The organism is Streptomyces sp. NPDC101151, from assembly GCF_044768335.1.
GTDB lineage: Bacteria > Actinomycetota > Actinomycetes > Streptomycetales > Streptomycetaceae > Streptomyces.
Genome location: NZ_JBIWPP010000009.1, coordinates 75,273 through 87,737 on the forward strand (window position 1 = coordinate 75,273; position 12,465 = coordinate 87,737).

Annotated in this window: 14 protein-coding genes; 4 read left to right on the forward strand and 10 right to left on the reverse strand. The window is 69.4% G+C overall.

All coding sequences use genetic code 11. The annotated features are described in order from the left end of the window. Positions 1-70: 70 nt before the first annotated feature. The 4 genes from snpA (at position 71) to ACIRU3_RS19055 (ending at position 2,827) form a co-directional block, all read left to right on the forward strand. Positions 71-754: a snapalysin gene (snpA, locus tag ACIRU3_RS19040; protein ID WP_404057549.1), complete on the forward strand. Its 684-nt coding sequence runs from the start codon at positions 71-73 to the stop codon at positions 752-754. A 195-nt stretch (positions 755-949) separates the two neighbouring features. Further along, positions 950-1,567, forward strand: a complete 618-nt coding sequence (locus tag ACIRU3_RS19045; protein WP_404057551.1) for a TetR/AcrR family transcriptional regulator — start codon at positions 950-952, stop codon at positions 1,565-1,567. A gap of 67 nt (positions 1,568-1,634) precedes the next feature. Then, positions 1,635-2,306 (forward strand): enoyl-CoA hydratase-related protein, encoded by a 672-nt coding sequence (locus ACIRU3_RS19050; RefSeq protein WP_404057553.1) that lies wholly within the window; start codon positions 1,635-1,637, stop codon positions 2,304-2,306. Between the two features lie 65 nt (positions 2,307-2,371). Next, entirely contained in the window at positions 2,372-2,827 is a 456-nt protein-coding gene (locus ACIRU3_RS19055; RefSeq protein ID WP_404057555.1) for a PaaI family thioesterase, read from the forward strand. Positions 2,828-2,836: 9 nt separating this feature from the next. Here ACIRU3_RS19055 and ACIRU3_RS19060 read toward each other — a convergent pair whose 3' ends face one another. From ACIRU3_RS19060 to ACIRU3_RS19105, 10 genes are all read right to left on the reverse strand, one after another. Next, a complete protein-coding gene (locus ACIRU3_RS19060) occupies positions 2,837-3,622 on the reverse strand; it encodes an enoyl-CoA hydratase/isomerase family protein (RefSeq protein ID WP_404057557.1) in 786 nt (261 codons plus the stop codon). A 5-nt stretch (positions 3,623-3,627) separates the two neighbouring features. Further along, a complete protein-coding gene (locus ACIRU3_RS19065) occupies positions 3,628-4,875 on the reverse strand; it encodes a cytochrome P450 (protein ID WP_404057559.1) in 1,248 nt (415 codons plus the stop codon). A 96-nt stretch (positions 4,876-4,971) separates the two neighbouring features. Further along, positions 4,972-6,336, reverse strand: a complete 1,365-nt coding sequence (locus ACIRU3_RS19070; RefSeq protein ID WP_404057561.1) for a cytochrome P450 — start codon at positions 6,334-6,336, stop codon at positions 4,972-4,974. Positions 6,337-6,349: 13 nt separating this feature from the next. Then, a complete protein-coding gene (locus ACIRU3_RS19075) occupies positions 6,350-6,910 on the reverse strand; it encodes a GTP-binding protein (RefSeq protein WP_404057563.1) in 561 nt (186 codons plus the stop codon). A 3-nt stretch (positions 6,911-6,913) separates the two neighbouring features. Then, complete coding sequence (locus ACIRU3_RS19080) at positions 6,914-7,297, reverse strand: DUF742 domain-containing protein (RefSeq protein ID WP_404057565.1); 384 nt, start codon at positions 7,295-7,297, stop codon at positions 6,914-6,916. Next, positions 7,294-8,139, reverse strand: coding sequence for a roadblock/LC7 domain-containing protein (locus tag ACIRU3_RS19085; RefSeq protein ID WP_404057567.1), 846 nt, complete (start codon positions 8,137-8,139; stop codon positions 7,294-7,296). Before ACIRU3_RS19085 ends, ACIRU3_RS19080 begins: the two co-directional genes overlap by 4 nt. Beyond that, positions 8,136-9,317: an ATP-binding protein gene (locus tag ACIRU3_RS19090; RefSeq protein ID WP_404057569.1), complete on the reverse strand. Its 1,182-nt coding sequence runs from the start codon at positions 9,315-9,317 to the stop codon at positions 8,136-8,138. Before ACIRU3_RS19090 ends, ACIRU3_RS19085 begins: the two co-directional genes overlap by 4 nt. Before the next feature lie 394 nt (positions 9,318-9,711). Further along, the gene (locus ACIRU3_RS19095) at positions 9,712-10,560 is read right to left on the reverse strand and encodes a DMT family transporter (RefSeq protein WP_404057571.1); all 849 of its coding nucleotides are present in this window, start codon (positions 10,558-10,560) and stop codon (positions 9,712-9,714) included. Between the two features lie 183 nt (positions 10,561-10,743). Further along, positions 10,744-11,559, reverse strand: a complete 816-nt coding sequence (locus tag ACIRU3_RS19100) for an ABC transporter permease (RefSeq protein WP_404057573.1) — start codon at positions 11,557-11,559, stop codon at positions 10,744-10,746. A gap of 12 nt (positions 11,560-11,571) precedes the next feature. Further along, a complete protein-coding gene (locus ACIRU3_RS19105; protein WP_404057575.1) occupies positions 11,572-12,465 on the reverse strand; it encodes an ABC transporter permease in 894 nt (297 codons plus the stop codon).

Genomic DNA, 12,465 nt, shown 5'->3' on the forward strand with positions numbered 1-12,465 from the left:
GTTGGACTGGCCGAGACTCATGGGCAACCGATCGTTCACCACCCCACACGAACGAGTAGGAGCCCCCCACATGAAGTCGACCCGTACGTCCTCCCCATCCGCGCAGACCACCAGGAGACTGCTGGCGCTCGGCCTCGGCCTGGCGTTCGCGGCTCTGGGCACCGCGATCCCGGCGAGCGCCCAGAGCGCCGGATCCACCGCCACACCGTACGCCCGCTACACGGGCTCGGCCGACGCGACGGCGAACAACAAGGACTTCTTCGAGGCCGTGCTCGCCTCGGTCGCCGAGAAGCAGGCGGCGCATCCGAACCTGCGGTCCGTGACCGTCTACTACAACGCCTCCCAGGCGCCGAGCTTCCGTTCGCAGATATCGAGCGCCGCCTCGATATGGAACGGCTCCGTCTCGAACGTCAAGCTGCAGTCGACGTCGGGCGGCGCCGACTTCTCCTACTACGAGGGCAGCGACCCCGAGGGGTCCTACGCCTCCACGGACGGCCACGGCAACGGCTACATCTTCCTCGACTACGCGCAGAACCGGCAGTACGACTCGGTCCGCGTCGCCGCGCACGAGACCGGTCACGTGCTGGGGCTGCCGGACCACTACAGCGGTCCGTGCAGCGAGCTGATGTCGGGTGGCGGGCCGGGCACGTCCTGCACCAACCGCTACCCGAACGCGGCCGAGCGTGCCCGCGTCGACCAGCTGTGGGCCAACGGCCTCGCCAAGGCTCTCGACAAGCTGAACAAGGTGCACTGACCGAAGGTGTGCTGACCGTCTGAGAACCGCCCGTCTTCGGCTGGGGCGGGCCGTGCCACCGGCGCACGGCCCGCCCCTTGCATGTTCTATGCCATAGAGCATATATTACTTACTGGTAATCACCGGTACGCCGCCTGCCCCCAGCCCGGACGGGAGACGTACGAGCCCACGGGAAAGGTGCCGGGTGGTGCAGCGATGAGCCCACGCAGAAGCGACAGCCGGGGGCGGATGATCAGCAGTGCCGCGGTGCTGCTGGGAGAACAGGGAGCCGGTGCGACGAGCATCGACCGGGTGCTCGCGCACAGCGGTGCCCCGCGCGGCTCGGTCTACCATCACTTCCCCGAGGGGCGCACCCAGCTGATCGACGAGGCGGTGGCCTTCGCCGGGGACGTCATGGCGGACCGCATCGCCGCCGTGTCGCGTACCGGTGATCCGGTGGCGGCGATCGACGCCCTCTTCGCCCTGTGGCGGAGCCGGCTGATCGACAGCGGCTTCCGGGCGGGATGCCCGGTCGTCGCCGCGGCCGTGGCGGCCGATGAGGAGGGTCCCCAGTGGGCGGACTCCGCGGCCGAGGTCTTCACCCGTTGGCAGACGACCCTCACGGACGTGCTCGTGGCCGGCGGCCTGCCCGAGACCCGTGGCCGACGGCTCGCGGCGTTCGTCATCGGCGCCTTCGAGGGCGCGGTGGTGCTGTGCCGGGCCGAGCGGAGCCCCGCCCCGCTGGACGCGGCCGCCGCCGAGATCCACGACCTGCTGGTGCACGCCCTGCCGGACCGGCCCGGGGCAGCGGCCGATGCCGGGGAAGCCCCCTGAAGCTGAGGCCCCGTTCTCCGCGCGGACCGCCCGGTCCGCGTCCCCCCGCCCATCCGAAGGAGTCGCCATGCCCACGTTGGACCGTCAGGACAGTGTCTTCGTGCTCGATCTCGGAGCGGGGGAGAACCGTTTCCACCCCGACTGGCTGGCCTCGGTCGACGAGGCACTGGACGAAGTGGAGAAAGCGGACGGACCGCGGGCGCTGGTCACCTCTGCGACCGGGAAGTTCTACTCCAACGGTCTGGATCTCGACTGGCTCCTCGCCCACGCCGACCGGCACCGCGATTACGTCGTCTCGGTCCACGCGCTCTTCGCCCGCCTGCTCGCCCTGCCCGTGCCCACCGTGGCCGCGCTGCAGGGGCACACCTTCGCGGCGGGCGCGATGCTTTCCCTGGCCCACGATGTCCGGGTGATGCGGGCCGACCGCGGCTTCTGGTGCCTGCCGGAGGCGGACATCAACATTCCGTTCACGCCCGGCATGTCGGCGCTGATCCAGAGCCGGCTCACCCCGCAGGTCGCCCACGAGGCCATGACCACCGCCCGCCGCTACGGCGGCCACGACGCGCTCGCCGCCGCCGTCGTGGACCACGCCGCCGACGAGAACGCCGTACGGGACATGGCCGTCGAACTCGCCGCCGCCCAGGCGGGCAGGGCCGGCGAGACCCTGGGCACCATCAAGTCCCGCATGTACGCGCCCGTCCTGGCTCTCCTGCGGGACACGGCCAACCCCCTCGGCTGACCGACAGCTCCGCCCGGCGCCCCACGGCCCGGGCCACTTCACCGGCACGACAGCAAGGAACAGACATGTCCACCACCGACTTCGCCGCACTGTCCGGGCTCGACCTGATCCGCTGGATCCAGGCAGATCGTTCTGCGGAGATCCCCTCCATCGGCCGGCTGCTCGGGATGCGTTTCGACGAAGTCGACCACGGCCGCGTCGTCGTCTCCCTCGACACCCGCGCGGACTTCTCCAACCCGCTGGGCACCGTCCATGGCGGCATCGCCGCCACCCTGCTCGATTCCGTCATGGGCTGCGCGGTCCACACCACCGTCGCCGCCGGAATCGGCTACACCACGCTCGATCTCAAGGTCAACTACATTCGCGCGGCTCGCACCGACGGGCAGACCCTCACCGCCGAGGGCACCGTCATCCACGTGGGACGCCGTACCGCCACCGCCGAGGGCAAGGTCCTGGACGACCGGGGCAAGCTCATCGCCCATGCCACCACGACGTGCATGATCCTCGGCCCGGAGGCCTGACGAGAGGACCTACGGGCGCTCGGTCACGCGCCGTGGGCGCGCCTGGTTGAGCTGCGCGGTCAGGAGATGCGCATCCAGCAGGGCGACGTCGGCGGTGCGGCCGGCCCGCGAATAGCCCGCGAACATGCGCTTGGTGAGCATGAGGGCTTCCGGGGAGCGCCGGACGAGCGGCCGGACCCACGCGTCGACCACCGCGTCCAGTGTCCCGAGCGGGGCGACCTTGTGCAGGAGACCGATGCGGTGGGCGGTGACCGCGTCGAAGGCCTCACAGGTGAGCATGAGTTCGCGGATCCTGGCGGCCCCGCCCTCCACGATCAGACGACCCATGGCGCCTCCCCATGCGGGAGGCAGACCGACGCCGATCTCGGGCATGCGGAACCTGCAGTCGTCGGCCCCGGCACGCAGGTCGCAGAAGGAGGCGAGCGCGAGCCCCGCGCCGATGACCCTGCCGTGGAGCCTGGCGACGGTGACCGCGTGCGTGTTCTCCAGCGCGTCGCACACGCGGTACGCCTTGTCCGCGATCCGGCGCATGACGGCTCCGGTCGGGTCCTGGGCCAGCGCCGCCTGGTACTCGACGCGGTCGGCACCCAGACAGAAGTCCTCGCCGGCGGCCGACAGGAGCAGAACCCGGATGTCGGGGCGGTCATGGAGACTGTGCAGCAGCGCGGCCAGATCGTCGAGGGCGGCGACGGTCAGGGTGCTGTCCTGCGCCGAGGGGGCGAAGCGGACCCGGAGGACCGGCCCGTCCTGCTCGACGTGCAGCTCCTTGTAGGGGAAGTGGGGGGAGGTGATCATGTCGGTCATGAGAGGGCGACGTCCAGGTTCAGCAGGCGTCTGAAGGCCACACGCGGTGCCCATGACGGCCGGCGTACGAGGGTGAGGCGGGGGAAGCGCCTGACCAGCTGGTGGAGAAGCGTCTGGGCCTCCAGGCGGGCCAGGGGCGCACCGAGGCAGTAGTGGATGCCTCCGCTGAAGGCGAGATGGGCCGGCTTGCGGTGCAGGTTGAACAGTTCGGGATCCTCGTGCTTGTCCGGGTCACGGTTGGCCGCCCCCACCATCAGGTGCACCATCTGGTCCTTGAGGACCTCGACGCCGCCCAGGACGCGGTCCCGGGAGGAGACGCGGCTGATGACATGCGTGGGCGGGTCGTAGCGCAACGATTCTTCAACGGCGGCGGGCACGAGTTCGGGGTGGACGGTGAGCCAGTCCCACTGCCGGGGGTGCTCCAGCAGCAGGAACGTCATGGTCGCCAGCAGGGTGGACGTGGTCTCCAGCGCCGCCAGCAGCACGAACAGCGCGAGGAAGTAGACAGCTTCGTCCACCTTGTCGCGGTCGCTCTCCATGCCGTCCCACGCTCTGATCCACCGTGACACCGGGTCGTCACCGGGATGAGCCCGCCGTCGGCGCACCAGGTCCATGAAGTAGGTCCGCAGCTGAGCGGTGGCCGCGTCCGACATCGCCAGCTGGCTGGCCGACGGCAGCAACTCCTGGGTGAAGACCTGGTCGTGGGTCAGCTCCCGCAGACGGGCGAAGTCGGCGGTCGGCAGTCCGAGCCAGTGCCCGATGGTGGCGATCGGCAACTCCTCGGCCACCAGAGCGTTGAAGTCCGCCTCGCCCTCGTGCAGTCGCTCGGTGAGCGTGTCCAGGAGCCTGCTCGTGAGGTGGCCCACCGTCCCGCGCATCTCCTCCAGGGAGGCGCGGTCGAACATGCCCGCCGACCGGCGCACCCAGGTGTGGTCCGGGGGGTTGAGCGCCGGCAGCGTCCTGCTCATCTCGCGCGAGGAGGGAGCCGTCCAGCGTGTGCCGTCTCCCTGCTGCTCCCGCCAGCGAGCATCGGGTTCCAGCCAGTCGCGACTGCGCAGGACCTGGTCACACAGGTCGAAGCCGGTGACGAGGTGTCCTCCCCACGGTGCTGCGGCGACTCCGCCCCTGGACCGAAGCTCCGTATAGATCGGAAAGGGGTTGGCCTGCCCCTTCGCCGTCCGCAGACGGGAGCACAGCGAGACGGCAAAACGCCTGTCGACAGGCGGAGTTGCCACAATCTCCACGAGGTCTCCTTCTAGATCTCACGCATCAGCGGCCATGCATACCCCCCGGTCGGCCGATACATACAAGACGACTATGTGTGTGGAGAGTTGCCTAGGTCACTCCCCCCTCGTCCATGCCAGGAACCGGCTGAAGAGACCGGGTTTGGGCTTGGGCGCGGGCGGAGCCGTCGACTGGAGGGTCGAGTTCTGGACAGGGTGCGGGGAGGGCACGGTTGCCTGCGGCTGCGGTGTCCCGGCCGGCGTCGGCGCCATGGCGCGGGGCGTGAACCGGACCGGGAGGGCCACCAGCGAGCGGCTCCACGGAGCGGGCACCCAGCTCAAGTCCTTGAACGGCACCCGGACTTCGATGTCGGGCAGCCGGTTGAGGAGGGACTCGACGGCGGTGACGGCGATCACGAACGCCGGGTCCTTGGCGGGACAGGCGTGCGGCCCCGCCCCGAACGCGAGGTGGGCCTTGGCACTGAGCTGCTCGCGATGCTCCGCCAGCCGCGGATCGTTGTTGGCGGCCGCGAAGGAGATCACCACCGGGTCGTTCGCCCGCAGCACCCTGCCCCCCAGCTCCACGTCGTGAGTGGGGTAATGGGCCGCGTAGTTGGCGATCGGCGCGTAGTTCCACAAGGCCTGGGTGACGGCGTCCTCGGCCGGCAGGCCGATCTGCCAGTCCTCTCCGAGGATCAGCGCGCTGCTGGTGCCGATCGCCGCCGACAGCGGCGCGGTGCCGCCGGAGAGCAGCGTCACGAGCTGGTGCAGCACCTCCTCGTCGGTCAGTTGCGCCGAGTGCTCCATCAGACGGGTCGTCAGATCGCTCCCGGGCCGGCGCCGCTTGAGCCCGATCAGCTCGGTCAGCGCCTCGCCCAGCACCAGATCGGCGCCGGCCGTACCGTCGAAGATGCCGCTGATCCCGACGATCACGCGGTCGCCGATCTCGGGCGGGCAGCCGAACAGGTCGCTGAAGACCAGCAGCGGCAGCGGCTGCGCGTACTCGGCCATCAGCTCGGCCTGCCCGAGCCGGTCGGAGCTGAACCGGCTGACCAGGTAGTCGGCGGACTGCTGGGTCTGCCGCACCAGCTGAATCTCGTTGACGGTGGACAGGCTGTCGGTGACCGCCTGCCGCAGTCGGGCATGCGCCGCTCCGTCGCTGAACAGCGCGTTGGGCCGGTATCCCATCATGGGCAGCGCGGGGCTGCCCTCGGGAACCCGCCCCTCGTTCAGCGCCCGCCAGCGCCGCGAGTCCCGGACGAACGACGCGGGGTTCTGCAGGATGTACAGGGCGGCGTCGTAACTGGTGACCAGCTCGACCTCCACCCCCGGGGCGATGTCGACCGGCGCGCTCGGGCCGAGGCTGCGCAGATGGTCGTAGTGGGCGTCGGGATCGGAGCCGAACTGGGGTCCGTAGAGCTGCACGTTGCCGTGCGCGGGGCAGCCGGGCGGTGGCCCTTGTATGCCGGGACGCTGCTGCATGTGGGGGTGGCTCCTAGTCGAGAAGGGACAGTAGGTGGTGGACGAGAGTGATGAGGGCCTGCGCCGACGACTGCTGATCCCGTACGTCGCAGGTGACCACGGGCGTCCGGTCGGACAGGTTCAGCGCCTCGCGGATCTCAGCGAGCGGGTAGTCGGTCGTGCCGTCGAAGTGGTTGACGCCGATGGCGTAGGTCAGGCCGAACCGCTCGACCAGGTCCAGGACCGCGAAGGACTCCGACAGCCGCTCGGGGTCGACGAGGACGAGCGCGCCCAGCGCCCCCCGGGACAGCTCCTCCCACATCTCCTTGAATCGTTCCTGACCCGGCGTGCCGAAGAGGTACAGCACCACCTCGTCGCTGATGGTCAGGCGGCCGAAGTCCATGGCGACCGTCGTGGTGGTCTTGTCCGGAGTCCCCGACAGGTCGTCAAATCCCACGCTGGCTTCGGTGATCTCCTCTTCGGTCCGCAGCGGCTCGATCTCGGAGATGCTTCCGATGCACGTGGTCTTCCCGACCCCGAAGTGCCCCACCACAAGGATCTTCACCGCGGTGAGGACACCTGAATCCAGGTACACGAATCACGCTCCGAATCGGGCTTTGAGGCCGTCGAGTACGGCGTTGAGCACTTCTCGGTCGACACGTTCGGCGCGGGGCACGGGCTTGCGCGCGATGATGAGACCGCTCTCCTCCATCTGTGCCAGGAGAATCCGCACGATCCCCAGCGGCAGATGCGTGTGGGCGGCCACTTCCGCGACGGAGAGAAAACCGTCCGTGACCAGCTCCAGAACCTGACGCGCCTCCGGGGAAAGCGTGCGAGCCGTAGCAGCGGCACCCTCTTGCGCGGACACCAGGGTCGTGCGCTCGTAGGCATTGTCCGGGGGCAGCTCACGCCCGTTCGTGATCACGAAGAGCGGGACTAATGCGGAGGTCAGCTCCAGTTCCTGTTCCGGCTCGTCATTCACGTACGGCTCGCCTCCCCGCGTGGTGCCGTATATGCGCTCAGCCGGGGCACCGCCTGATGCAGTCGGGTGGTGAACTCCTCGATATCGGCATCGTGTTCGGCGGCCGCGGCCAGGAACGCGCCCTGGCCGGCCGAGATCAGGAAGATCCAGCCGTGCTGGAACTCGATCACCGTCTGCCGCCACTGCGCGTCCTGGCCCGCACCGGCGAACTGCGAGGTGGCCCTGCTGTAGGCGTGAATCCCCGTCATGGCCGCCGAGATGGTGTCCGCCAGGTCCTGGCTCATCCCCGTGGTGGCGCCGCGCGGCAGGCCGTCGGAGCCCAACAGAACGGCGTGGCGGGCGCCTTGTACCTGACCGATCACTTCGTCGAGGTCCACGATCGGGATCCCCGTGCCGCCCGCGCCTTCCTGCTCCGACCGGGCCCGGCCGTACTGCCCGTCAACGCCCTCCGTGTTCAGCCGGGGCGGTGAGGTGAGGTTGTTGCCGAGCCGGGCGACCAGCCGGTGCATGCGGAAGGAGATCTGCTGCATGTCGACGTCGGGCGCCGCGGCCGCGGCCAGGTAGGCGCCCTGCCCGGCTCCGATCAGGAAGATCCAGCCGTGCGAGAACTCGATGATCGTCTGGTTCCACTGCCTGTCTTCCCCCGGCCCGGCGAAGTGGGAGGTCGCCCGGCTGAGCGACTGCATACCCGCCATGGCGGCGGAGATCGTCCCCACGTCCTTCCGGGCCATGCCGTCGGTCGCACCTCGGGGCAGGCCGTCCGCGGACAGCAGGACGGCGTGACGCGCCTTCGGCACGTTGTGCACGATGTCCTCGAGCATCCACGACAGGTCTGTGGTCATGCGTCATCGGACCCTTCGGACGGCGCCGAGGCGAGGTTGCGGCCCGAGAGCGTGCCGCGCTGGAAGGCTCCCAGGCTCCGGCCCGCGGCACGGCCGGCTTCCTCCGGCGCAGCGGCGGGCTGCGCCGTGCCGTCCTGGTCGGGAACGCTGGCGATGGGTACCTGGCGGGCTCCCCGCCGAGGCAGGCCGTGCGCGGTGCGGGTCACGGGCTCCGGCCGCCCGACGGTGCCGCGAATCCCGCTGATCCCGGAGTCCTCGGCCGGTGGTGCTTCCTCCATGGTCCACAGCTCCTCCGGCAGTAGCACCACCGCTCGAACGCCGCCGTACCGGGAGACGCCGGTCACGTCCACCCGGAATCCGTACTGCTGCGCAAGCAGGCCGATGACGGGGAAACCGAACTTCGGCTGGTTGCCGAGATGCGAAAGCCGAGGGCGGAAGTCACCGGAGAGCAGCGCGGAAGCCTTCTGCCGGTCCTCGTCGTTCATACCGACACCGGCGTCGTCGATCACAATGCACAGGTTCTTCTGCACCCGCTGGAATGTGACCTCGATGGGCGAACCCTGCTGGGAAAAACTGGCGGCGTTGTCGAGAAGTTCCGCGACCGCGAGCGCGACGGGAGAAACGGCGGACGCCTTCAATGCAAAACCGGTCTGCTGCATGATTTCGACGCGCCGGAAGTTGCGAATCTGACTCTGTGCGCTGCGCACCACGTCATAAACGCTCGCGGGCCTGTTTCGGCGACCCAGCGGAGCGCCACACATAACCGCAATGCCCTGCGCCTTGCGTGCCATCTGTGCATTGGCGTGACTGACTTCGAGCAGGTCACCCAGAACGGAATGGCCGCCGTACTTGCGCTGGATTTCCTCAAGCAGCGCCAGCTGTTCCGCAGCAAGGCTCTGCAGAAAGCGGGCGGAACCCTTGAGAACAGCCTTGGTGCTCTCCTCAGCCGCTTCTTCGGCCTCTTGGATGGTTTTTTCGTGCTCAGTCTGATGCTGGTACAACTCGGCTCTTAAGGCAGCCAGTTGACCGTCGGCCTCGCTCAGTCTCAGGGTGAGGGTGGCCTCGGCCTGCTGCTTCTTCGTCGCTATGGCCTTGTTGCGACGACTGAGCACCAGGGCGGCGGCCACGGCGATCGCAGTCGCCGCAACCAGGCACCAAACGAGTGCGTCTCGAATCATGGAAACCTTTCCTATGTGTAGCCTGCAGTCGTCGGCAGACGGATCTCGGGGGAATCCGTGGCGCAACCGCTCGGAACGACTCGGCCGCCCTCGTGTCGAGAACTGCGCCTCTCAAAACGCTGGGCGAGCCGGTTGGACCAAGGTCGCAGACGCCGGGATGCTATCACTGACATAGGGGAACCTTCGCAACGCGGAGCTGCCGTTCCGGTCCGCTGAGTGAGCTGGTGTGCCTGTTATGTGGCTGTACAGGTTCCAATGAGCGAACTTTGGTCGTCAGGACTTCGTCAAGGCGGCTATTGGCTGATTCAACAACAGTCGGTGGGCATGCGGCCGAGCCGTGGGAGCGCCAGGTATTTATTCGGCATCATGCCGGACCGATTACTCTTTGTGGGACTTAACGGACGGTCAGATGCTGCACGGCGCGGCTCAGGACCAGGACGCCCACGACGATCAGCACGGCACCGCCTATTTCGGGCATCAGCCACCAGCCCGTGCGGATGCGCTCGTCGAACAAGGTGATGCCCAGGGCCAGGCTCACCATCGCGTCACCGATGGTCAGCGCGGGCTGGGCCGCGGCCAGCGGACCGGCCTGCAGCGCGTTCTCCAGCAGGAGCACGGCGACCGCGCCGGTCACCGCGAAGCCGTACGTCTGCCAGGAGCGCAGGAACGCGAGGAAGCCATGGTCGGCGAAGGTCCCCGTGGCCGACTTCAGCATCGCGGCGGTCAGGGCGTTGCCGGTGGCGGAGGCGGCCGCCAGCAGCGCGGCGCGACGCGCCGCCGAGCGTCCCCGGCCGGCCAGCAGGACCGCCACGGCCATGCCCCCCAGGCACAGGCCGAGCGCCGGGATCCACCGCACGAGCCGCGCCTGATCGGTGGCTCCGTGCGGGGCGGCCGCGGCGAGCAGCACGGCAAGGCCCGTGACGACGCCGACGACGCCCCACCAGCCCGAGGGGGGCATCCGGCGGTGCATCAGTGGCCCAGCGACGAGCAGGGCGAAGGGAAGTTCGAGGATGAAGAGCGGCTGGACCAGTGCGAGCGGGCCATTGACGAGGGCCAGGGCCTGGAACACCGCGGCGCCGACCACCCCGGCCATGCCGAGCAGCCAGGCCGGTCGGCGCACCAGCTCCGCGAGGAGCCGTACCCCACCGCGCCGGCTCGTGGACGCCGCCTTGCGCTGGAACGCCGTGCCCACGGCGTTGCTCGCCGCTCCCGCGACGGCGAACGCCGCGGCCAGTTCGATCACGACCGTCTCCCGCCTACGGGCACACCTCCCGGAGAGGCTTCGGGCAGTTTCAGCCTACGAAAGCCTGCTCCGGACCGCCGCCGAAGTCGGCCCCGGCCCGCTCGCCCACCCGGCCGGGCGCGGGCTCAGCGCAGCAGGCGAGGCCGTCGGGCCGTCCGCTGTCCGGCAGAGCCCGGGATCCGCTCACACCCGGCTCGACGTCGCCGTGTCCGACGACAGCCGCTGGGCGACGTAGACAGGGACGACCGACAGCAGGACGAGGACGGCGGCCACGACGTTCACCACCGGGGCCTGCTGGGGCCTGGTCATGTTGCCGAAGATCCAGACGGGGAGGGTCTCGATGCCGGGTCCCGCGGTGAACGTCGTCACGACGATCTCGTCGAAGGACAGGGCGAAGGCGAGCAGGCCGCCGGCCAGCAGCGCGGAGCGGACCAGCGGGAAGGTGACGTCCGCGAAGGCGCGGAAGGTGGTGGCGCCGAGATCCATCGCCGCCTCCTCGTACGAGGAGGCCGTACGGCGCAGCCGGGCCACGACGTTGTTGAAGACCACCACGATGCAGAAGGTGGCGTGGCCGATGATCACGGTGAACAGGCCGAGGCCCACGCCGAGCGGCTGCAGGACGGTACCGAAGGCCGAGTTGAGGGCGATGCCGGTGACGATGCCGGGCAGCGCGATCGGCAGGACCACGATGAAGGACACCGTGTCGCGGCCGAAGAAGCGGTGCCGGGCCACCGCGAACGCGATGAGCGTGCCGAGGACGAGCGCGATCGCGGTGGCACCCAGTCCGGCCTTCACGGACACCCACAGGGCCTCGCGCGCACCCGAGTTGTCCAGGGCCACGGACCACCAGTGCAGGGTGAGCCCCGGCGGCGGCCAGCTCGCACTGCGGTCGGGGTTCAGGGAGTTGACGAGGACGAGCAGAAGCGGGACGTAGATCACCGCGAAGCCGAGTGCGGCTCCTGTCCGCAGGGCGATGCGCGCGGTGCGGGTGAGATGCATGGCGCTCTCCTCCTACTGGCTGGTCAGGGCGCCCGTACGGCGGATCGCCAGCAGGTACAGGACGATCACGACCACGGGGAGGGTGCCGAGCGCGGCCGCCATGGGCAGGTTGAGTTCGATGTTGGAGTAGACGAGGTTGCCGATGAGCTGGGTCTTGCCGCCGACGATCTGCACGGTGATGTAGTCACCGAGGCTCAGCGAGAAGGTGAACACGGAGCCGGCGGCCACGGACGGCAGCACCATGGGCACCACCACCGAGCGGAAGGTGCGGCCGGCCCTGGCGCCGAGGTCGGCGGAGGCGTCGAGCAGGTTGGCCGGGAGCTGTTCGAGAGCCGTGTGGATCGGCAGGATCATGTACGGCAGCCACAGATACGTCAGCGTGAGCACGGTGGCGGGCAGCCCGAAGCCCGGGCCGTTGAGGCCGACGGGCTTGAGCATCCAGTCGGCGAGGCCGCCCTCGGAGAGGATGAGCCGCCAGGCGTACACCTTCACCAGATAGCTCGCCCACAGCGGGGTGAGGATGCTCACCACGAGCAGCGGCCGCCACCTCGGCCGGGCCACCCGCGCGGTGTAGAAGGCGACCGGGAAGGCGATCACGGCGCACAGCACGGTCACCGCGAGTGCCACGCCGACGCTGCGCACCATCACCTGGCGGAACACGGGGGTCGTGAACAGGGCGTGGAAGTTGTCCGTCGACCAGACCTTCACCACCTGCGAGGTGAAGGAGGCCGTCGTCCAGAACGCCGAGACGAACAGGACCGTCAGCGAGCCCAGGTAGAGGACGGTCAGCCACAGCAGCGGGGCGGTGAGCAGCAGGGCCAGGCGGAGCCGGGGCCTGCGGTGCAGCGTCCCGGCGAGCCGCCGGACGGTTCCCCGTCCGGCCGCCTGCGTCACTTCTGTCGTCAC

Excerpts from the sequence above, each read along its gene's own strand:
- ACIRU3_RS19055 (WP_404057555.1), top strand. The coding sequence starts at position 2,372 with ATGTCCACCACCGACTTCGCCGCACTGTCCGGGCTCGACCTGATCCGC.
- ACIRU3_RS19100 (WP_404057573.1), bottom strand. The coding sequence starts at position 11,559 with ATGCATCTCACCCGCACCGCGCGCATCGCCCTGCGGACAGGAGCCGCA.
- ACIRU3_RS19060 (WP_404057557.1), bottom strand. The coding sequence starts at position 3,622 with ATGATCACCTCCCCCCACTTCCCCTACAAGGAGCTGCACGTCGAGCAG.
- ACIRU3_RS19045 (WP_404057551.1), top strand. The coding sequence starts at position 950 with ATGAGCCCACGCAGAAGCGACAGCCGGGGGCGGATGATCAGCAGTGCC.
- ACIRU3_RS19085 (WP_404057567.1), bottom strand. The coding sequence starts at position 8,139 with ATGACCACAGACCTGTCGTGGATGCTCGAGGACATCGTGCACAACGTG.
- ACIRU3_RS19090 (WP_404057569.1), bottom strand. The coding sequence starts at position 9,317 with ATGATTCGAGACGCACTCGTTTGGTGCCTGGTTGCGGCGACTGCGATC.
- snpA (WP_404057549.1), top strand. The coding sequence starts at position 71 with ATGAAGTCGACCCGTACGTCCTCCCCATCCGCGCAGACCACCAGGAGA.
- ACIRU3_RS19070 (WP_404057561.1), bottom strand. The coding sequence starts at position 6,336 with ATGCAGCAGCGTCCCGGCATACAAGGGCCACCGCCCGGCTGCCCCGCG.
- ACIRU3_RS19050 (WP_404057553.1), top strand. The coding sequence starts at position 1,635 with ATGCCCACGTTGGACCGTCAGGACAGTGTCTTCGTGCTCGATCTCGGA.